Genomic DNA, 20,474 nt, shown 5'->3' with positions numbered 1-20,474 from the left:
GCTCTAGCAGGGCTTCAGCAGGTCACCACGGCGGTGGGGGCGTCCCCGTCCAGGAGGTAGGTCTCCACCGCCTCGTCCACGCAGGCGTCGCCGCGGCCGTAGGCGGTGTGATGGTAGCCCCGCGCCGTGACCAGCTCGGCGCCCGGCATCATGAGCTCCAGATCCTCCGCGCCGCTGAAGGGGGTGATCGGGTCGCCCACCGTGCCGACGACGAGGACCGGCTCGGTGATGGGGGGCGGCATCCTCGCCCAGAGCGGCTCCGGGCGACGTGGCCAGCCGTGGCAGGAGAGCGCGCCCCAGGCCACCCACGCGCCGAAGACGGGACTGCCGTCGCTGAGGACCTCTGCCGTGACCCCGGCGTCGTCCACGGACGGCCGGTCGGGACCGTCGGCGCAGGTGATCGCGGTGTACGCGCCCTGGTTGAAGGTGGGGTCGTGCTCGCCCCGCAGGCGCCTGCCGGCCTCGATCAGGGCTCCGCCGTCTCCGCTCAGCGCCTCGCGGAGCCTGGGCCACGACGTCTCGGAGTACAGATGGAAGACGATGCCCGCCACGGCATGGCCGTCGTCGAGGTCCGAGACCAGCTGGGTGACCTTCTTCTTCGCCGAGCGGAAATCGCGCCCCAGGGGGCAGTCCGCGCGTCCGACGCAGTCTTTCAGGAAGGCGGCGAACGCCTTCTCCAGAGCCTCCACGCCCATGTCCGCCACCGCGATCAGGGTGTCGGCGCCGGCCGGCGGGCCGTCGAGCACCATGCGCCCCACCTGCTCGTGGAACAGTTGCGTGTACACGAAACCGAGTGCGGCCCCGTAGGAGAAGCCGAGGTAGTGCAGGCGCCCGTCGCCGAGGGCCGACCTGAGGATGTCGAGGTCCCGCGCGGTGGACTCGGTGTCGAGGTACGGCAGCAGCCGGCCCGCCCGCTTCTCACACCCGGCCGCCAGCGTCGCGTACGCGGCGCGTAACGCATCGCGCTCCCGCCGGTCGTCCGGGGTCGGGTCGGTGTTCAGCAGGGGGTCGGGGCCGCAGTCGAGCGGGGAACCGCGGCCGGTGCCACGCGGATCGAAGGCCACCACGTCGTAGCGGGACGACAGCCGGTCGAACATCGCCCGGTTCTTCGCCAGCGACTCTCGTCCGGACACGCCCGGGCCCCCGAAGTTCACCAGCAGCGAGCCGATCCGGCGGGCCGGGTCGCGGGCCGGGAGCCTGGTGAGCCCGAGGTTCAGCGTGCGTTCCTCGGGGTTGTCGTGGTCCAGCGGGACCCTCACGGTGGCGCACTGCAGTCCGGAGGAGCAGTCCGTCCAGGCGGGGCGCTGGGCTCGCAGGACGGCGTCGGACTGGCGGGTCAGGACCAGGTAGCCCGCCGCCAGGACGGCGACCGCGACGACCGTCAGCACGAGAGTCGAGCGGCGGGTCATCTCACCTCGTCAGAACCGGCTGAGGGGACATCTGACCACAGGCCGGGGACGTTCCGCACGCCTCGCCGCCGTACCGGGACGAAGCCGTGATCATGCGGATCGTTGATGTCGATAGAAAGCGACCTTTGTTCGAGCATCGACGTAACTGAGGGAAGTTCGTCCGTTCCAAGGTCTTGATTTGTCCTATTGGCGATCTTATTGTCGGCGGCATGACCCCCACCCCGGGCTCACCCGGAGACGTTCTCACCCTGATCGGTGCGGGTTCGGCGACGACCCGTTCGGATCTGGCGCGGCTCACCGGACTGGCCAGGTCCACGATCTCCCAGCGCGTCGACGCGCTCATCGAGAGCGGCCTGGTGGAGGAGACCGAGAACGGTGAGTCCACCGGCGGCCGCCCGCCCCGCCAGCTCCGCCTGCACACCGACGGCCACGCGTTCGCCGGCGTCGACCTCGGCGCCACCCACTGCCGGGTCGCGCTGATGGACATGTCCGGCGGCGTCCTGGCCGAGTGCGAGGATCCGCTGCTGGTGGCCGAGGGGCCCGAGGTGGTCCTGGCCCACGTGGACGACCGGCTCGACCGGCTGCTCGCCGAGGCCGGCCGCCCCCGTACGGCGCTGCGCGCGATCGGCATGGGAGTGCCCGGACCGGTGGAGTTCGCGACGGGCCGGCCCAACAACCCGCCGATCATGCCCGGCTGGAACGACTACCCGATCCCCGAGCACTTCGCCGGCTGCACCGTCCTCGTCGACAACGACGTCAACGTCATGGCCCTCGGCGAGCAGCGCAACGCCTTCCCCGGAACCCGGCACCTGCTGTTCGTCAAGATCGGCACCGGCATCGGCTGCGGCATCGTCGCCGAGGGCCGGCTGCACCGCGGCGCGCAGGGCTCGGCCGGCGACATCGGCCACATCCGGGTCTCCGGCCACGAGGACGCCGGCTGCCGCTGCGGCAACAGCGCCTGCCTGGAGGCCGTCGCCGGAGGGGCCGCCGTCGCACGCAGGCTCACCGAACTGGGCACGCCCGCCGAGACCGGCGCCGACGTGGTCGCCCTGGTGCAGGCGGGCGACACCCAGGCGCTCCGGCTGGTCAGAGAGGCCGGCCGGCTCGTCGGCGAGGTGCTCGCCGGCCTGGTCAACTTCTTCAACCCCGAGGTCATCGTCATCGGCGGCGCCCTGTCACGGGTCCACGAGCACCTGCTCGCGGGCATCAAGGAGACCGTCTACCGCAGGTCGCTGCCGCTGGCCACCCACCACCTGTCGATCGTGCCGAGCCGCACCGGGATCAACGCCGCGGCCCTCGGCGCGGGAATCCTGGCGATCGAGCACTACCTGTCACCCGACAACGTCAACCGCCTCGTCACCACCTGACAAGGGAGGCCCCGATGCTGGTCATGCGGGGAATCGTCAAGCAGTTCCCCGGCGTCCGCGCGCTCGACGGGGTGGACCTCGACGTCCAGGCCGGCGAGGTGCACTGCCTGCTCGGCCAGAACGGCGCCGGCAAGTCCACCCTCATCAAGGTACTGGCCGGCGCCCATCCCCCCGACGAGGGCACCATCGAGCTGAACGGCGCCCACGTCAGCCCCGCCAGCCCCATCGACGCGATCCGGCTCGGCATCGCCACCATCTACCAGGAGCTCGACCTCGTCGACGGGCTCAGCGTGGCCGAGAACATCTTCCTCGGCCACGAGCACGCCCGCCTCGGCTTCACCAACCGCGTCGCCGGCAACCGCGCCGCCCACGAGGTGCTGGCCCGCCTCGGCCATCCCGAGATCCGCCCCGCCACCGAGGTCGGGCGGCTCTCCCCGGCGGCCAAGCAGGTGGTCTCGATGGCCCGCGCCCTGTCCCACGACGCCCGGCTGATCGTCATGGACGAGCCGTCGGCCGCCCTCGCCCACGACGAGGTGGCCAACCTCTTCCGCATCATCCGCGAGCTCACCGCCCAGGGCGTCGCCGTCGTCTACATCTCCCACCGGCTGGAGGAGATCCGCGAGATCGGCGACCGCGTCACCGTCCTGAAGGACGGCCGGACCGTCGCGGTCGGCCTGCCCGCCCGCGACACGCCGACCAACGACATCGTCTCGCTGATGACCGGCCGCAACGTGGAGTACGTCTTCCCGCCCCGCGCCTCGCGCCCACCCGGCGAGGAGGTGCTGCGGGTCGAGGGCCTCACCTCGCCGGGCGCGTTCGCGGGTGTGTCGTTCTCCGTGCGTGCGGGCGAGATCGTCGGCCTGGCCGGGCTCGTCGGCTCCGGCCGCTCGGAGATCCTGGAGGCGGTGTACGGGGCGCGCGACGCCGCCGGCCGCGTCGTGCTCGGCGGCGAACCGCTGCACCCGGGCGGCCCGCTGCGGGCCGTCCGGCGGGGCGACCTGCCGGGGGCGCTACGGCGCGGCGGCGTGGTCCGGTCCGTACGGCGCGGCATGGGCCTGGCCCCCGAGGAGCGCAAGGCGCAGGCCCTGCTCCTCGACCAGAGCGTCACCGCCAACATCACCCTGGGCAGCCTGCCGGAGTTCGCCCGGCTGGGCTGGCTGGACCGCGGCCGCGAGAAGGCCGAGGCGCGGCGGCTGGTGGAGGCGCTCGACATCCGGCCCCGAGATCCCGAACGCCCGATCAAGACCCTGTCGGGCGGCAACCAGCAGAAGGCCGTCCTGGCCCGCTGGCTGCTCGGCGGGCGCCGGCTGCTCCTGCTCGACGAGCCGACCAGAGGAGTGGACGTCGGCGCGCGGGCGGAGCTCTACGCGGTGATCCGCGGCCTGGCGGACCAGGGTATCGGCGTGCTGCTCGTCTCCAGCGAGGTGCCCGAGGTGCTCGGTCTGGCCGACCGCGTCCTGGTGCTGCGCGAGGGCTCGGTCATCCACGAGGGCGACGCGCAGGACCTGGACGAGCACCGCGTGCTCGACATGATCATGGATGGGAGAGCCGCCTGATGACAGACTCGGGAAACACGTCCGCGGTCGTGGCGGGACCCGGCGCGCTACGCCGGTTCGGCGAGATGCGCCACCTCGGCCTGCTGGTCGCGCTCGCGCTGCTCGTGCTCGTCGGCCTGATCACCAAACCCGACAACTTCGCCACCGCCTCCAACCTGGTCAGCATCCTGTCGCTGGCCGCCACCATCGGCGTGATCACCGTCGGGGCCACGTTCGTCATCATCGGCGGCGGCATCGACCTGTCCGTCGGCGCCATCATGGCCCTCGCGTCCGTGTGGGCGACGACGGTCGCCACCCAGGAGTTCTGGCCGTTGGAGTTCTGGCCGTTGGAGTTCGGGTCGTTGGAGTTCGGGCCGTTCGTCATGGCGCTCTGCGCCATCCTCGTCGGCACCGGGGCCGGGCTCGTCAACGGCCTGCTCATCGCGTACGGGCGGCTGGTGCCGTTCATCGCCACACTCGCCATGCTGGTCGCGGCGCGCGGCCTCGCCCAGCGCATGTCCGACCGCAAGACGCAGCTCATCCAGACCGGCAACTCCGCGATCGTGGAGCTGTCGACCACCCGGGTGCTCGGCATCCCGCTGCTCGTCTACATCTTCGCGCTCGTCGTCGTGCTCGGCTGGGTGCTGCTCAACCGCACCACGTTCGGCCGGCGCACGTACGCCGTCGGCGGCAACCCCGAGGCCGCCCGGCTGGCCGGCATCGACGTGCGCCGCCACACCATGCTGCTGTACGCCCTGTCGGGGCTGTGCTGCGGCATCGCGGCGATCCTCATCATGGCCCGCACCACGACGGGCTCCTCCACCCACGGCGACCTGTACGAACTGGACGCCATCGCCGCCGTCATCATCGGCGGCACCCTGCTCACCGGCGGCCGGGGGACGATCATCGGCTCCATCCTCGGCCTGCTGATCTTCACGCTGATCACCAACCTCTTCATCCTCAACGGCCTCAACACCAGCGACCAGCTGATCGCCAAGGGCCTGATCATCGTCGTCGCCGTCCTTCTCCAGCGGCGGAACCTGAAGGAGAGAGCACTATGACCGACCACAAGGCGACCGGCATCCAGGCGACCGACAGGGTGGCCGACAAGGTGGCGCGCAGGGGATTCCTCGTCGGCGGAGCCGCCCTGCTGGCGGCCGGCTGCACCAGCAACGAGCCGTCCGCCGCGCCCGGCAGCGCGGCGCCCGCGCCCGCCCCCGCGGCCAGCGGCAACGACCAGCCCGGCACCAAGGTCGTCATCGGCTTCTCCGCGCCGGCCGCCGACCACGGCTGGATCGCGGCCATCGCCAAGAACGCCGAGGCCACCGCCAAGCAGTACACCGACGTCGAGTTCAAGCCGGTCGAGCCGACCAACGACATCAACCAGCAGATCTCCGCCGTCGAGTCGCTGATCGCGGCCAAGGTGGGCGCGCTGGTGATCCTGCCCAACGACGGCCAGCAGCTCAACCAGGTCGCCCGGCAGGCCACCGACGCCGGCATCCCGGTCATCAACCTGGACCGGGTCTTCCCCGACAAGCTGGCGTACCGGACGTGGATCGGCGGCGACAACTACGGCATGGGCGTCGCGGCCGGGCACTTCATCGGCAAGCAGCTCAAGGACAAGGGCGTCGCGAACCCCGTCATCGTCGAGATCCAGGGCATCGCCACCCTGCCGCTCACCCAGGACCGCAGCAAGGGCTTCGCCGACGCGCTCAAGACGTACGGCTTCAGCGTCACCGCCAAGCAGGACGCCAAGTTCACCGTCGAGACCGGCAACCAGGTGGCGGCCAGCCTGCTGCAGGCGCACAAGAAGATCGACGCGCTGTGGAACCACGACGACGACCAGGGCGTCGGCGTGCTCGCCGCCATCAAGGAGGCCGGGCGCAACGAGTTCGTCATGGTCGGCGGGGCCGGCTCGCTGAACGCCATGAAGGAGATCCAGTCGGGCTCCTCCGTGCTGCAGGCCACGGTCACCTACAGTCCCACGATGGCCTCTTCGGCGATCAAACTCGCCCGGCTGATCGCCCAGGGGAAGGGCATGAGTGACCTCGTGGAGAACCAAGTTCCGCAGTCCATCACGCTCGCTTCGGAGACCATTACCAAGGAGAACGTCGAGAAGTACCTGCCACTCGGGTTCGAGTCCTGATCGGGGGCTGCATGTCAGACAAGACCACCATCGGCGTGGGCATGGTCGGTTACGCGTTCATGGGCCGCGTCCACTCCCAGGCCTGGCGGAACGTGGGAGCCTTCTTCGACCTGCCGCTGGCACCGCGCATGGGGGTGCTGGCCGGCCGGTCGAAGGAACGCACGTCCGCCGCGGCGGCCCAGATGGGCTGGGCCGACGTCGAGACGGACTGGAGGGAGCTGATACGGCGCGACGACGTGCAGATCGTCGACATCTGCACGCCCGGCGACAGCCACGCCGACATCGCCATCGCCGCCCTCGAAGCCGGCAAGCACGTCATCTGCGAGAAGCCGCTGGCCAACACCGTCGCCGAGGCCGAGGCCATGGTCCGCGCCGCCGCGTCCGCGCCCGGCAGGACCATGGTGGCGTTCAACTACCGCCGGGTGCCCGCCATCGCGCTGGCCCGCCGCTACGTCGAGGAGGGCCGGCTCGGCGAGATCCGCCACGTGCGCGCCCAGTACCTGCAGGACTGGATCGTCGACCCGGACTTCCCGCTGGTGTGGCGGCTGCAGAAGGACAAGGCCGGCTCCGGTGCGCTCGGCGACATCGGGGCGCACATCATCGACACCGCCCAGTTCGTCACCGGCCAGCACGTCGTGGGCGTCTCCGCGCTCACCGAGACGTTCGTCAGGGAACGTCCGCTGGCCGCCGACTCGGCCGGGCTCGCCGCCACCGGCGGGGCGGCCACCGGCCCCGTCACCGTGGACGACGCCGCCCTGTTCATCGGGCGGATGTCCGGCGGGGCGCTCGCCTCGTTCGAGGCCACCCGGTTCGCCACCGGCCGCAAGAACGCGCTGCGCATCGAGATCAACGGCTCGCGCGGCAGCCTCGCGTTCGACTTCGAGGCGATGAACGAGCTGTGGGTGAGCGAGGGCGGCGGCGGCTTCACCCGGATCCTCGTCACCGAGCCCGACCACCCGTACGTGGGCGCCTGGTGGCCGCCGGGACACGGCCTCGGCTACGAGCACACCTTCACCCACGAGATCAAGGACTTCCTGGAGGCCGTCGCCCAGGGCAGCGACCCCACGCCGTCGTTCGCCGACGGGCTGCGGGTGCAGCGCGTGCTGGCGGCCGTCGAGCAGAGCGCGGCTGACGCCAGCCGCTACACCCTCGTGGAGGACTGATGAGACCGGTTACGTTGTTCACCGGCCAGTGGGCCGACCTGCCGTTCGAGGAGGTGTGCCGGCTCGCCGCCGGGTGGGGCTACGACGGCCTGGAGATCGCCTGCTCCGGCGACCACTTCGACGTGGCACAGGCCGTCGCCGACCCGTCGTACGTCGAGCAGAAGCACGCCCAGCTCGACAAGCACGGCCTGAAGGTGTGGACGATCTCCAATCACCTCGTCGGCCAGGCCGTCTGCGACCACCCCATCGACGAGCGGCACAAGGCCATCCTGCCGGCCCGCGTCTGGGGCTCCGGCGACCCCGAGTCGGTGCGGCAGGCGGCGGCCGAGGACATGAAGAACACCGCCCGCGCGGCCGCCCTGCTGGGCGTCGACACGGTCGTCGGCTTCACCGGCTCGTCCATCTGGCACACCGTCGCCATGTTCCCGCCGGTGCCGGCCTCCATGGTCGACGCGGGCTACCAGGACTTCGCCGACCGCTGGAACCCCATCCTCGACGTCTTCGACGAGGTGGGCGTACGGTTCGCGCTGGAGATCCACCCGAGCGAGATCGCCTACGACTACCACACCACGGTCCGCACCCTGGAGGCGATCGGGCGCCGGCCCGCGTTCGGCATCAACTGGGACCCCTCCCACATGGTGTGGCAGGACCTCGACCCGGTGGCGTTCATCCTCGACTTCGCCGACCGCATCTACCACGTGGACTGCAAGGACACCCGCGTCCGCGTCGGCGACGGCCGGAGAGGTCGCCTGTCCTCCCATCTTCCGTGGGCCGACATGCGGCGCGGCTGGGACTTCGTCTCCACCGGGCGCGGCGACGTGCCGTGGGAGGACTGCTTCCGGGCGCTCAACTCCATCGGGTACACCGGGCCCATCTCGATCGAGTGGGAGGACGCGGGCATGGACCGGCTCGACGGGGCGCGGGAGGCGCTGGGCTACATCCGTGAGCTCAACTCCATCACCCCGCCGGCCACGTCCTTCGACGCCGCCTTCTCCACCGCCTGACCGGGCCGGTCTTCGGAGAGGTCTCCGCGAGGGGGCGCTCGGCGCGCTGTGACGCACGGGCGCCCCAGAGGCTCTGCCCCACGGCGCTCGCCGCGGCGCAGCCGCTTCACCCCGAAGGCGTCCCGGTGGCGGGCGACGAAACGGGGGAGGGGGAACAGGCGCTCGCCGGACGTGGTGGTCAGCATGGCGAGGAACGCCTCGCTGAGGGCATCGGGCGCGGCGCGGGTGTAGGCGGTGAGTTCGCGCTGGATCCGCGGGCCTCCACGGCGGACATGAGAATCGGTCGCCGGCAGATCCACCACGTACTATGCGGCAGATCCACCACACATTATGCGGCAGAGCCGCCACGGGCGGGTCTTCGGTGACTACCCTGGGCGTGTCCCGTCTGCGCCGTCCCGACTATCTTGATCGCGCACTTCGAGGCGGCTATCCCGAAGCGGTACGCCGTCCTTCGCATCGGAGAAGAGCCCGTTTTTTCGAGTCCTACATCTCTGATTTGATCAATCGGGATGTGAAGCAGGTGTCCGACATCGAACGCCCGGCCGACATGCGCCGTCTGCTCAACGTCCTTTGCGGAAGGATGGGGAGCCTGGTTGTCATCGACAACATCAGCCAAGGTCTTGGGTTGCCTCGTAGCACCGTGAAGCGGTACATCGACCTCCTGGAGTTGGTGTACGTCATCCGACGCATACCGGCCTGGTCCTCCAACGTGACCACACGCGCTGTCGCGACGCCCAATCTCCTGGTCGTCGACTCCGGCCTTGGAGGACACCTCGCAGGTCTCTCCCCATCCCGTGCCGCCAATGTCACGGCGCCTGTGGGGCCCTTGCTGGAGAATTTCGTCCTTGGCGAGCTGGCCCGCCAGCTGACCTGGTCGGAGGAGCCCGTCCGTCTGTATCACTTTGAAGCGCTCCCCACGCGATGAATCCGGGGGATTCCAGCCGTCCCAACCGTGCGGCCACGCGCATGGTCGCGACGCTGTCGCTTGGCGATTCACCTTCCGGCCCCGCTCCCACGGGTTTCCACGCCCCAGCCCGCACACCCGGTCCGGGCCGCGCGAACTCCGCCCTCCCGGCGGTGAGGAGATCCTGCCTCGGCCTCCCCCGCGAGCTTGGATATCACTCACGTGTTCGACCACGACCCATCATACCGGTGCCGGGCGCGCTACCGCAGTCCGTTCCCGTCGATGCACGCTCACGCCCTGGCGGGCACTCCCGCGCCGGGCTTACCCCCATGGCTGAAGCCAGGGGTCCGCGCCCGGCATCCTCGATCGAGATCGAGACGGGGTCGAGGTCGACGGCATACTGGAGCGAGCTTCCGGCGAGGTCGTCGGCATCGAGGTCAAGGCGGCGGAGACCGTACGCGCCGATGACTTCAAAGGGCTTCGGCATCTGGCCCGCAGACTCGGTGACCGGTTCTTCGCTGGCTACGTCCTCTACGCCGGGCAGGAAACTCTCCCCTTCGGTGACCGGATGCGCGCTCTTCCGCTGGCGACGCTGTGGGAAGCGGCTGCCACCCCGTGATATGCCGCTCCGGGGCGTACGTCGTCGACGACTCCCTCCGCGCGCCCGGCGACCAGATCGGAGCCGTCGGCGTCCTCGCGGTCGCACGCCGGGGGTGATCCGGCGGGTCACCTGCATGCCGAGGGCCGGCGCGAGGGGGCGGTCTCAGCGGGAGGCGGCGATGCGGGTTATGGCCTCGGTGAGGGTCTCGGGCGCGCAGCCGAAGTTCAGCCGGGCGAAGCCGGCCCCGGTGGGGCCGTAGCGGTGGCCGGAGTTCAGGGCGACCCTGGCGGCGGTGAGGATGCGGGCGGCCGGGTCGTCGCCCCAGCCGAGGGCACGGAAGTCGATCCAGGCGAGGAAGCCGGCCTCCGGCCGTCCGTACCGGGCGCCGGGCAGCGACTGCGCCAGCAGCTCGCCCAGCAGCGTCCGGTTGCGGTCGAGGGCCGCCACGACGCCGGCGAGCCAGGGGCCGCCCTCGGTGAACGCCGCCACCGTGGCGATCACCCCGAGGTGGCCGGTGCGGTAGAGGGAGTGCGGCGACAGCCGGTCCACGTACCGCTTCGGCGCCGGGTCGGCGGTGACGACGGCGGCCGCCTTGAGCCCGGCCAGGTTCCAGCCCTTGCTGGCGGACAGGAACGAGAACCCCCAGCGCCTCGCCTCGGCCGACACCGACAGGAAGGGCACGAACGTCGCGCCCGGGAGGACGAGCGGGGCGTGGATCTCGTCGGACAGCACGTGGACGCCGTACCTGTCGGCCAGTTCGGCGAGGGCGACCAGGTCCTCGCGGCGGTGGACGAGCCCGACGGGGTTGTGCGGGTTGCACAGCAGGTACGCCGCGGCGTGGCCGGCGAAGGCGCGTTCCAGGGCGTCCAGGTCGAGCCGCCAGGCCCCCGGCCCGCCGGCCAGCGGCGCCTCCACGACCTGGGCCCCCACCTCGCCGATCCACCAGGCGAACGGCTCGTACACCGGCGGGCTGACCACCACGCGGTCCCCGGGGCCGACGACGCGGCGCAGGATCTCGACCATGCCGATCCCGACGTCGGCGACGGTGCGCACCTGGCCGGGGTCGATCGTCCAGTCCCACGCGCGCCGGGCGTAGCCGCTGACCGCGTCCGCGAGGTCGCCGGTCGGTGCCGCGTAGCCGGTGTCCGACCGGTCGACCGCCTCGCGCAGGGCTTCGGCGACGGGATGGGCCAGGGGGAAGTCCATCTCCGCGACCGGCAGGGGCAGGACGTCGTCCGGGAAGGTCCGCCATTTCGCGCTGCGGCGTTTGCGCAGTTCGGCGAGAGGGGGGATCGAGAGGTCGGACATGGGCGGAACTCCTGGGGGACGGCTGCGTTCGGGTGTCCCTTCATGGTCGGCTCCGTGCGGGCCGTTCCGCTTCCGATAAATTGACAACTGATGCCGGAAAACCGCCACCCGCCGCGCGTGCTGACGGGCGTCCGCCCGTTGCCCGGGGGAGCCGCGGTCCGCGCCCACCGGCACGCCGAGCACCAGATCGTTCACGCCGGGCGCGGCGTGCTGTCCGTGACCACCGGTGCGGGCACCTGGGTCGCCCCCGCCAACCGCGCGATCTGGATCCCGGCCGGCACCGTCCATGAGCATCGTGCCTACGGTGACACCGACCTGCACCTGGTGGGGCTGCCGGTGACGGCCGACCCGCTGCGCCTGGGGCGGCCCGCGGTCATCGGCGTCGGGCCGCTGCTGCGCGAGCTGATCGTCGCCTACACCCGGCGGCCCGCGGGCGCGGGCCCCGAGCGCGGCCGCCTCCTGGCCGTGCTGCTCGACGAGTTGCGGCTGTCCGCCGAGCAGCCCCTCCACGTGCCCGCCGCCAAAGACTCGCGGCTCGCGGCGGTGTGCGCGATCCTGCGCGACGACCCGGCCGACGACCGGACCCTGGCGCAGCTCGGGGCCGTCGCCGGCGTCAGCGATCGCACGTTGAGCCGGCTCTGCCGGGCGGAGCTCGGCATGAGCTTCCCGCAGTGGCGCACCCAGGTGCGCCTGCACCACGCCCTGCGCCTGCTGGCCGAGGGCCTCCCGGTCACGACGGTCGCCCACCGGTGCGGCTGGGCGTCCAGCAGCGCCTTCATCGACGTCTTCCGCCGGGCGTTCGGCCATACCCCCGGCGCCCATCGGGCCCGCCACGCAGGCGCCTGACTGCCGGGTCTCCCCTGATGGGTCTTCTCGGGCAGGTCTTCTCAGGTGGGGGAGTCAGGCGGGCGGCACGTGGACGAGCGCACGACCAGGGTGGGCGCGAGACGCTCGGACGTGACGGGACCCTCGCCGGCGATGATCCCGGCGAGCAGCCGGGCGGCTCGCCGGCCCATCTCGTGCATGTCGGACCGCACGCTGGTCAGCGGAACGGGCAGTTCCGCGGCGAGCGGGATGTCGTTGAAACCGGCGATCGCGATGTCCTCGCCCATGCGCAGGCCGTGATCGCGGGCGGCGCCGGCCGCGCCGATGGCGGTGAAGTCGTTGACCGCGAACAGCGCCGTGGGCCGGGCCGGCGCGGACAGGAGCCGCTGGGCCGCCGCACGGCCGCCCGCCGTGTCGAACCCGGACGGGACGATCCTCTCGGCCGGCAGGGCGATTCCCGCCTCCCGGTAGCGGTCGGCGAAGCCGGCCGCGCGGTCGAGCCCGGTGCTGGCGTACGGCGGGCCGGCGATGACGGCGACGTTCTCGTGCCCGAGCCCGAGGAGATGGTCGGCTACCAGGCGGCCACCGAGGTAGTCGTCGCAGGTGACGGCGGGGTAGTCACCCGCGCGCCGGTTGACCAGCACGAACTTCGTGCCCCGGGCGGCGACCTCGTCGAGCAGGCGGCCGTCGGCGTGGGCGTCACCGAAGACGAGGCCGTCGACCCGGCGGTCGAGGATCATCTGCGTGCGGGCGCGCTGGGTCTCCGGCCGGTCCCAGGTGTTGGTGACGAACGTGGACAGCCGAAGCTCGGCCGCGGCCTCCTCGATGCCCTCGTAGATCGTCGCGAGCACCACGTCGGACAGCCGTGGCACCATGACGCCGATCAGGTTGCTGCGCTGGGTGCGCAGGCTGGTGGCGTGCGGGTTGGGGCGGTAGCCGAGTTCGGCCGCCAGCCGCCGGATGCGCTCGCCGGTCTCGCCCGAGGCCGCGCGGGCGCCCTCTCCCTCGGGTCCGTTCAGCACGCGGGAGACCGTGGAGACGTGCAGTCCGAGCTGCCGCGCGATCGACTGCAGCGTCGGTCGTGGGGTGTTCGCCGTCAATCCTCTGCTCTCGTTTCGCTCTCCCACCCTGCGGGGATGGGGGCTTGACGCTGTCGCCTGGCGTAACGGAGGATACCCCAAACGATTGGGCCAAACGTTTGGGGCGCAAACCCAAACGTTTGGTCAGGCGAAAGGAGCCATCCATGGCGAACGCCGCGCGCATGAGCCGCGACCTGCCCTCCGTCGCGGAGCTGGGCTCCGCTCTGCGCTCCGGCAGGGCGTCGGCGCGCGAGCTGGCCCGGCGGTCCCTGGACGCGATCGCCGCACGGGACGCGGCGCTCGGCGCGTTCGTCGCCGTGGACGCCGAGGGCGCCATGGCCGCGGCGGCGGCGGCGGACGCCGAGCTGGCGGCCGGCACGGACCGCGGGCCGCTGCACGGCATCCCCGTCGGGGTGAAGGACCTCATCGACGTCGCCGGGCTGCCCGTGACCATGGGTTCGGCGCACTTCGCCGGCCACGTGGCGGCCGAGGACGCCGCCTGCGTGCGCCGGCTGCGCGAGGCGGGCGCCGTCATCGTCGGCAAGACCGCCACCCACGAGTTCGCTTACGGTCCCACCGGCGACCGAAGCCTGCAGGGCCCGGCCCGCAACCCGTGGGACCCGGCCCGGATGGCGGGCGGGTCCAGCAGCGGCAGCGCGGTGGCGGTCGCGGCCGGCATGGTGCCCGTCGCGGTGGGGACGGACACCGGCGGCTCCGTCCGCATCCCCGCCGCCCTGTGCGGGGTGGCCGGTTTCAAGCCGGCCGCCGGCACGGTCGCCGACGCCGGCGTCTTCCCGCTGGCGCAGTCGCTCGACCACGTGGGCCTGCTGGCCACGACCGCGGAGGACTGCCTGACCGCGTACCTCGCGATCGGCTCGCCGCCCCCCGGCCGGCGGGCGGGCCGGGCTTCGCGGGCCCGCATCGGATGGGTGGCGCCGTCGTCGCGGCGGCCGGCCGCGGAGGCGGTCGCCGCCGTGGCCGAGCGGGCGCTCCCCGCGCCCCCCGAGCCGGTCGAGCCGCCCCTCGACGAGCTGCGCGACGACTTCGTGGCGATCCAGAGCAGCGAGGCGTACGCGATCCACGCGGACCGGGTCGCGGACCGCCCGGACCGCTACGATCCCGAGGTGCTCGACCGCCTCAAGGCGGCGGCCCGCGTGCCCGGCTGGCGCTACGTGCGGGCGATGGCGGCCCGGGACCGGCACCGCGCGCGGCTCGACGCGCTGTTCGAGCGGTTCGACCTGCTCGCCTCGCCCACCGTGGGCGTCACCGCCCCGTTGCTGGGCGAGCGGGTCGTCGCCGTCGACGGCGCCGAGCATCCGGTCCGCGACACCCTGCTGGCCTTCACCAGCCCCTGGAACGTCGTCGGCCACCCAGCCCTCAGCATCCCGGCCGGGACCGTCAGCGGGTTGCCGGTCGGTCTGCAGCTCGTCTGCCCGCCGGGGAGGGAGCGCCTGCTGTTCGACGTCGCCGCGGTGGTCGCGCACCGCCTCGGCGCCTCGACGCCCACCCCCTGAGGAGGCCCGGGACAGGGGTCGGCGTCGAGCCGGGCTCACCGGAGACCGTGGCGGTCCAGCCATGCGGAGATCGCCGTGGCGATGGCCTCGGGCCGATCCTCGGGCGCGTGGTGGCCGGCCGGGCCGCAGTGCTCGATGTCCAGGGCGGCGATGTTCGCCGCGCACCACGCGGCCTGCTCGTCCCCGATGAGCAGGGTGGGGGAGGAGTCGAAGGTGAGCAGCAGCTTGGGCACGTCGTCGCTGGCGGCCAGCCACTTCCCGTAGTCGTCCAGCCGTGCCGCCACGTCGGCGGGGTCGCCGTCGAGCGGGATCGAGCGCGCCCACCGCAGCAGCGGGCGGCGGCTGTCGCGGCTGGGGTAGGGGGCGCGGTACGGCTGGATCTCCTCCTCGGTGAGAGGCTTCAGCACGCCTCCGGTGAAGGCCGTTTCCACGAGGTAGTTCTGGTCGAGCACCAGCGCCTCGCCGTCGGACGTGCGGATCCGCTCGGAGCGGGCGCGGGCGGCGTCGGTCAGCTCGGCCCAGGCGAGCGGCCGGACGAAGGTCTCCATGAACGCCACGCCGTGGGTCCGGCCGGGGTGCCGGGCCGCCCAGTCGAACGCGAGCGCGCCACCCCAGTCGTGACCGACGAGCACCACGTCGTCCAGGCCGAGCGCGTCGAACCAGGCGTCGAGGTAGCGGGCGTGGTCGGCGAAGCCGTAGTCGATGTCGGGCTTGCCGGAGCTGCGCGGCCTGCCCAGCAGGCTGCTGTCCATCGCGGCGGCGCACGCCGACCGGCTGGTGAGCGCGGGGCTGGCCGGCGCGGACGCGCGCAAGTGGCACTACGCCGTGCTCGTCACGCTCAGGGACGCCGGTCCGGCGAGCCAGGCGACGCTGAGCCGCCGCACCGGCATCTACCGCAGTGACCTGGTCGGCGTGATCAACGAGCTGGCCGGCCGCGGCCTGGTAGAGCGGGCGCCGGACCCCGCCGACCGCCGCCGCAACGTCGTCACGATCACCGCCGAGGGCGGCCTGCTGCTGGACCGGCTCGACGCCCTGCTCGCCTCGCTGCAGGACGACCTGCTCGCCCCGCTGGCCGAGCCGGAGCGGCGGCAGCTCGTCGAGCTGCTGACCCGCCTGGTCGAGCACCACGCGCGCGCGACGCCCCCCGAACCGGGCGGCTGAACCCGGCCGGGGCGCCGGCCCGAGGACGCCCACCGGCGCCGCGTCACCGGCGGGCTCCGGCCTCTCGCGTTCCCCGGCCGCGCAGGAGCCCGGCCACGCGGAACCCGGTCGTCAGCGCGCCCGCCGCCGCCGCGACCGCCACGGTGATCGTCATCGGTGCGGGGAAGTAGGTGAGCTGCTCCCAGGTGACCGTCCGGCCGTTCATGAGGAACGAGAGCAGGTCCGGGTAGGCCGCCAGCACCCCGACCGGCAGCAGGACGGGCACGAGGCGTGCCCCTGCCCGCCACCGCGGCCGGCCCGCCCGCCGGGCCGCCCAGCGGCGCGACCGCAGCACCCCGAGGATCCCCAGCCCCGCCGCACCCAGCGTGACCGCCCCAAGCGCCAGCTCGAAGAGCTGTCTGCCGCCGCCCGGCGCCTCCGGCGTCCGGCCCTCGCTCAGCTCCGCCAGGCCGGTGGCGATGTCGAAGGTGTCGTCGTGCAGGGCGGCGCTGTTCGTCATGACGGCGAACCCGTACCCCGTTTCGGGCACGATGACCTGGACGGCGGTGTAGGTGAACAGGTTGCCCGAGTGCGTGAGCCGCTTGGTCTCGTCGTCGATGCCCCAGCCCATGCCGTAGGCGTGCACCTCGGACGGGGCGTGCATGACGGCCAGGCTCTCCGGGCGCACCAGCCGCCGGCCGTTGCCCGTCTGGGTGATCAGCCATCGGCCCATGTCGGCGGCCGTGGTGACCACCCCGCCGCTGCCGCCGCCGTCGCGGAAGGCGGGCAGCTCCGGGCGGGGCCGCCAGAGGCCGAACACGGAGTTGTAGCCGTCGGCCGGCCGTACCTCCCGGTCGCTGACGGCGCTGGAGCGCATGCCGAGCGGGCCGAAGACCCGCTCGCGCAGGTAGTCGCCGAAGCTCCGGCCGCTGACCACCTCGACGAGCCGGGCGGCGAGGTTGTAGTTGACGTTGCAGTACTCCCAGCGGGTGCCGGGGTCGGCCCTGAGCGTGGTGGCGCCGAGCCTGCCGACGTAGTCGCGCAGCGAGGTGGCGTCCTCCAGCGCGCCGATGTCGGTGGTGGTGTCGGACAGGCCGGAGGTCTGGTTCAGCAGGTGCCGTACGGTGATCCGCCCGGCGCGGGGATCTGCCAGGCGCACCTCCGGCAGGTGCTCGGCCACGGGATCGTCCAGTGCCACCGTCCCCTTGTCCACGAGCGTCATCACGGCCATGGCGGTGAACGACTTGCTCACCGAGGCGATCCGCATCGGGGTGTCGGCGGTGACCGGCCTGCCGTCGGAGTCGTGGCCGTAGCCGGCGGCGTGCACGACGCGGTCGCCCCGCGTCACGACGGCGGACAGGCCGGGCAGGCCGGTCTCGTCGAGGGCCCGGGTGAGGTAGGCGTCGACGGCGGCGGGGGTGAGCTCGGCGGCCCGTCCGGAGGTGGCCGGCCTGTCCCCCGCCACAGCGGGGGACAGGCCGAGGGCGAGGGCCAGGCCGATGAGGGCGGTCTTCACAACGTGCTCCATTTCGCGGGGACGCCGCTGAATGTAGGGAGCGCGCGAGGCCGCCACATCGGTCGATGGTCGGGCGGGGACCCTGACGAAAGGCAGGTCCCTCGCCTCCGCCTTCCGCCACTGTCGGCCGGGGCGATGGATCCTACGGCGCGGCCGCGTGCCGCGTGAGGTGGCCGATGAAGCGGGCGGCGGCCGCCGTGGGCCGGGCGAGGGAGATCCAGGCCAGGCCGATGGGGCGCACCTGGGCCGGCGCCAGCGGGCGGTAGGCGGGGTCGTCGTGCTCCATCGTGGCGGGCCGCGGCAGGATGCCCACGCCGAGACCGGCGCCGATGAGGCCGCGCACGGTGGCGATCTCCTCGCTCTCGAACGCGATGACCGGCTCGAACCCCGCGTCCTGGCAGAGCTTGTCGATGACCCGCCGCAGGTCCGTGGTGGGGGCGAAGGCCACGAACGGCTCCCCGCGTACGTCACGGAGCGTCAGGCGCGGGACGGCGGCGAGCGGGTGGTCGGTCGGCAGGGCGATGCAGAGCTGCTGCTCGCGCAGCCGGTGCCAGCGCGCGGTGTCGCCCTCCGGCGGCGGGGTGACCAGGGCGGCGTCGATGTCACCCGCGTGCAGCCAGGCGAACAGCTCGCGGGCGAAGCCCTGGCGGAGTTCGAGCCGGACGCCTGGCGTGACGGCGCGGTAGTCGCGCAGCACCTCCGGCACCAGCCAGCGCCCCACCGAGTGCAGGAATCCCAGCCTGACGAGCCCGGTGTCGGGGTCGGCCAGCGCCTCGACGCGCCGGCGGGCGACGTCCAGCTCGCCCACCGCGCGGGCGGCGTGCTCGCGCAGCAGCGCGCCGAACCTGTTGACGGCCAGCCGCCGCCCGTGCCGGTGGAACAGCTCCACCCCCAGGTCGGCCTCCAGCCGGGCCAGCGCGCGCGACAGCGTCGACTGGTTGACGCCCTCAACGGCGGCGGTGTCGCGCATGTTCTCCGTCTCGCACAGCGACAGGAACCAGCGCAGGGTCTGCACGTCCACACCGGCCATGATGCTCAGAACGCATCAGCTTCGTCAATAGCTGCATTTTGTGCATCACTGCTGCTCCGGCAGGATGCGAGAGGTGAGCCACCACACCGCGGCGGACCGCGCCTCCCGCAGGATCAGGTACGGGCTGATGTCCGGCGGACTCGCCAACTTCCTGGCCCTCTACTACGTCCAGCCGCTGCTGCCCGCCGTCGCCGGCCGCTTCGGCGTCTCGGCGTCGGAGTCCACGGCCGTGCTGTCGGTCGCCACGATCACCATGGCCGTCGCCCTGCTGGTCGTCGGCCCGCTGTCCGACATCGCGGGCCGGGTGATGATCATGCGGCTGTCGCTGGTGGGCTCGGGCGTGCTCGGCGTCGCCGCGGCGTTCGCGCCCACCTGGCACAGCCTGCTGGCGGTGCGGGGCCTTCAGGGCGTCGCGCTGGCGGGACTGCCCGCCGTCGCGCTGGCGTACCTGCGGGAGGAGACGCCCGCGCGGGCCCACGTCCGCGCCAACGCCACCTACATCATGGGGACGGCCCTCGGCGGCGCGGCCGGCCGGCTGCTGCCCGGCCCGCTGCACGAGCTGGGCGGCTGGACCGGCGCCACGGCGACCGTCGGCGGCATCACCCTGCTCAGCGCGGCCGGCCTGTGGGTGCTGGTGCCGCCGTCACGGCGGTTCGCCAAGGCCCCGCCCCGGTGGGGGAGCCTGCTCGGCAACACCGCACGGACCGTCCGCGACCCCACCCTGATGGCGCTGTGCCTGGTCGGGGCCACCACCATGGGCGCGTTCGTGGGGCTGTGCAACGCGCTCGCCTTCCGCCTGGAGGCCGCCCCCTTCCTGCTGGGCGGCGCGGCGGCGCTGGCGTTCCTCGCCTACCCGGTCGGCATCCCCGCCCCGCTCGCCGCCGGCCGCCTGGCCACGCTGCGCGGACGCGGCCCGGCCGCCCTCGTGGGCGTCGCCCTGCTGCTGGCGGGCGTCCTGCTCACCCTGGCCGCCGCCCTGCCCGCCATCGTGGCCGGGCTCGGGCTGCTGACGTTCGCCTTCCTCGGCACGCACTCCCTGGTGAGCGGCTGGGTGTCCGACCGCGCCCAGCGGATCGGCGTCGGCGCCGGCCAGGCCGCCGGGCTCTATCTGCTCGCCTACTACGCGGGCAGCTCGGTCTTCGGGGCGCTGGCCGCTTACCAGTGGCAGACGGCCGGCTGGCCCGCCGTGATCGCCGCCGGCGCCGCCCTCGCCCTGGCCGCCGGCCTGCTCGTCATCCTGGCCCGCCGCTTCGACACCGGCTGAGCGCCCCCGGCGCCCGGTGAGCGGACGGCGCACCTACGGGTGGGTGTCCGGGCGAGGCTCGCGGTCGTCGGGGGCGGACCGGAGCCGGTGGATCTCGGCGGCGGTGCTGCGCTCGGCTGCCCGGATGAAGCGCAGGACGCCGCGGAGCTCTTCATCGGTGAAGTCCTCCAGGTCGTCCCGGGTACGGTCGATCAGCCCGGCGTAGGCGGCACCGACCCGGTCGAGGCCCTCCTGGGTCGGCTCGATGAGGACCCGCCTGCGGTCGTCGGGGTCGGGCACACGGCGGACGCAGCCGGCGGCGACAAGCCGGTCGATCATGCGCGAGGCCGATCCGGTGGTGAGGTTGACGCGCTTGGCCAGGACCCCCGGTGTGGCCGGGCCGTGCCGGCCCAGCGCGTGCAGGCACTGCACGTCGGTGTCGGTGACGCCCAGCCGGGTGGCCACGACGTTGTTGAGCTGCACGACCGTGATCGCCCAGCCGGGTATCGCGGCGCCGATGATCTCGTCGAGCAGCGCCGGCCTGTCCTGGTCCGGCGTCGTCACGATGACACCCACCCTTCAAATTGCTGCGCGACGCAGCGATTTTTGCGCTACATTAGCTGCGCCGCGCAGTTGCTGTGCAGTGCAGCAATGTTAGCGCAGCGGCGACGGCCTGACCACCCGCGAGCG

At 72.8% G+C, this 20,474-nt stretch carries 19 protein-coding genes; 12 read left to right on the top strand and 7 right to left on the bottom strand.

Annotated features, from left to right (window positions below):
* Positions 1-14: 14 nt before the first annotated feature.
* A complete protein-coding gene (locus FHU36_RS40690) occupies positions 15-1,409 on the bottom strand; it encodes an alpha/beta hydrolase (protein ID WP_185089424.1) in 1,395 nt (464 codons plus the stop codon).
* A 209-nt stretch (positions 1,410-1,618) separates the two neighbouring features.
* On the opposite strand from FHU36_RS40690, the gene FHU36_RS40685 reads away from it, so the two are divergent.
* The 8 genes from FHU36_RS40685 (at position 1,619) to FHU36_RS47105 (ending at position 10,147) form a co-directional block, all read left to right on the top strand.
* On the top strand, positions 1,619-2,776 hold the full coding sequence (locus FHU36_RS40685) for an ROK family transcriptional regulator (protein WP_185089423.1): 1,158 nt from the start codon (positions 1,619-1,621) through the stop codon (positions 2,774-2,776).
* A gap of 14 nt (positions 2,777-2,790) precedes the next feature.
* Positions 2,791-4,332, top strand: a complete 1,542-nt coding sequence (locus tag FHU36_RS40680) for a sugar ABC transporter ATP-binding protein (protein WP_221497303.1) — start codon at positions 2,791-2,793, stop codon at positions 4,330-4,332.
* Positions 4,332-5,372 carry an ABC transporter permease gene (locus tag FHU36_RS40675; RefSeq protein WP_185089422.1) on the top strand — a complete coding sequence of 347 codons (1,041 nt, stop codon included), beginning with the start codon at positions 4,332-4,334 and terminating at the stop codon, positions 5,370-5,372. The genes FHU36_RS40680 and FHU36_RS40675 overlap by 1 nt, the downstream gene beginning before the upstream one ends.
* A complete protein-coding gene (locus FHU36_RS40670; protein ID WP_185089421.1) occupies positions 5,369-6,457 on the top strand; it encodes an ABC transporter substrate-binding protein in 1,089 nt (362 codons plus the stop codon). The genes FHU36_RS40675 and FHU36_RS40670 overlap by 4 nt, the downstream gene beginning before the upstream one ends.
* Positions 6,458-6,468: 11 nt before the next feature.
* Positions 6,469-7,620 (top strand): Gfo/Idh/MocA family protein, encoded by a 1,152-nt coding sequence (locus tag FHU36_RS40665; RefSeq protein ID WP_185089420.1) that lies wholly within the window; start codon positions 6,469-6,471, stop codon positions 7,618-7,620.
* Complete coding sequence (locus FHU36_RS40660; protein WP_185089739.1) at positions 7,617-8,624, top strand: sugar phosphate isomerase/epimerase family protein; 1,008 nt, start codon at positions 7,617-7,619, stop codon at positions 8,622-8,624. Before FHU36_RS40665 ends, FHU36_RS40660 begins: the two co-directional genes overlap by 4 nt.
* Positions 8,625-9,000: 376 nt before the next feature.
* Positions 9,001-9,549: an ATP-binding protein gene (locus FHU36_RS40655; RefSeq protein ID WP_221497302.1), complete on the top strand. Its 549-nt coding sequence runs from the start codon at positions 9,001-9,003 to the stop codon at positions 9,547-9,549.
* 337 nt (positions 9,550-9,886) lie between these two features.
* Positions 9,887-10,147: a DUF4143 domain-containing protein gene (locus FHU36_RS47105; RefSeq protein ID WP_512699258.1), complete on the top strand. Its 261-nt coding sequence runs from the start codon at positions 9,887-9,889 to the stop codon at positions 10,145-10,147.
* Positions 10,148-10,291: 144 nt separating this feature from the next.
* Here the strand turns inward: FHU36_RS47105 and FHU36_RS40650 are convergent, their stop codons facing one another.
* A complete protein-coding gene (locus FHU36_RS40650; protein ID WP_185089418.1) occupies positions 10,292-11,437 on the bottom strand; it encodes a MalY/PatB family protein in 1,146 nt (381 codons plus the stop codon).
* Between the two features lie 90 nt (positions 11,438-11,527).
* On the opposite strand from FHU36_RS40650, the gene FHU36_RS40645 reads away from it, so the two are divergent.
* Entirely contained in the window at positions 11,528-12,283 is a 756-nt protein-coding gene (locus tag FHU36_RS40645; protein WP_185089417.1) for a helix-turn-helix transcriptional regulator, read from the top strand.
* 41 nt (positions 12,284-12,324) lie between these two features.
* Here FHU36_RS40645 and FHU36_RS40640 read toward each other — a convergent pair whose 3' ends face one another.
* The gene (locus tag FHU36_RS40640) at positions 12,325-13,362 is read right to left on the bottom strand and encodes a LacI family DNA-binding transcriptional regulator (RefSeq protein ID WP_185089416.1); all 1,038 of its coding nucleotides are present in this window, start codon (positions 13,360-13,362) and stop codon (positions 12,325-12,327) included.
* A 143-nt stretch (positions 13,363-13,505) separates the two neighbouring features.
* On the opposite strand from FHU36_RS40640, the gene FHU36_RS40635 reads away from it, so the two are divergent.
* Positions 13,506-14,855: an amidase gene (locus FHU36_RS40635; RefSeq protein WP_185089415.1), complete on the top strand. Its 1,350-nt coding sequence runs from the start codon at positions 13,506-13,508 to the stop codon at positions 14,853-14,855.
* Positions 14,856-14,890: 35 nt separating this feature from the next.
* Here FHU36_RS40635 and FHU36_RS40630 read toward each other — a convergent pair whose 3' ends face one another.
* Positions 14,891-15,607: a haloalkane dehalogenase gene (locus tag FHU36_RS40630; RefSeq protein WP_185089414.1), complete on the bottom strand. Its 717-nt coding sequence runs from the start codon at positions 15,605-15,607 to the stop codon at positions 14,891-14,893.
* Between FHU36_RS40630 and FHU36_RS40625 the strand changes: the two genes are divergently transcribed.
* Positions 15,558-16,016 carry a MarR family winged helix-turn-helix transcriptional regulator gene (locus tag FHU36_RS40625; protein WP_185089413.1) on the top strand — a complete coding sequence of 153 codons (459 nt, stop codon included), beginning with the start codon at positions 15,558-15,560 and terminating at the stop codon, positions 16,014-16,016. The genes FHU36_RS40630 and FHU36_RS40625 overlap by 50 nt on opposite strands.
* A gap of 43 nt (positions 16,017-16,059) precedes the next feature.
* On the opposite strand, the gene FHU36_RS40620 is transcribed toward FHU36_RS40625, so the two are convergent.
* Positions 16,060-17,511: a serine hydrolase domain-containing protein gene (locus tag FHU36_RS40620; protein WP_312892180.1), complete on the bottom strand. Its 1,452-nt coding sequence runs from the start codon at positions 17,509-17,511 to the stop codon at positions 16,060-16,062.
* A 142-nt stretch (positions 17,512-17,653) separates the two neighbouring features.
* Positions 17,654-18,532 carry a LysR family transcriptional regulator gene (locus tag FHU36_RS40615; protein WP_185089411.1) on the bottom strand — a complete coding sequence of 293 codons (879 nt, stop codon included), beginning with the start codon at positions 18,530-18,532 and terminating at the stop codon, positions 17,654-17,656.
* 82 nt (positions 18,533-18,614) lie between these two features.
* On the opposite strand from FHU36_RS40615, the gene FHU36_RS40610 reads away from it, so the two are divergent.
* Positions 18,615-19,805, top strand: a complete 1,191-nt coding sequence (locus tag FHU36_RS40610) for an MFS transporter (protein WP_185089410.1) — start codon at positions 18,615-18,617, stop codon at positions 19,803-19,805.
* A 33-nt stretch (positions 19,806-19,838) separates the two neighbouring features.
* Here FHU36_RS40610 and FHU36_RS40605 read toward each other — a convergent pair whose 3' ends face one another.
* The gene (locus FHU36_RS40605) at positions 19,839-20,348 is read right to left on the bottom strand and encodes a MarR family winged helix-turn-helix transcriptional regulator (protein WP_312892179.1); all 510 of its coding nucleotides are present in this window, start codon (positions 20,346-20,348) and stop codon (positions 19,839-19,841) included.
* Positions 20,349-20,474 lie beyond the last annotated feature (126 nt).

It is taken from the genome of Nonomuraea muscovyensis (genome assembly GCF_014207745.1).
Taxonomy (GTDB): domain Bacteria; phylum Actinomycetota; class Actinomycetes; order Streptosporangiales; family Streptosporangiaceae; genus Nonomuraea; species Nonomuraea muscovyensis.
This window is presented reverse-complemented; position numbering and strand designations above follow the sequence as displayed.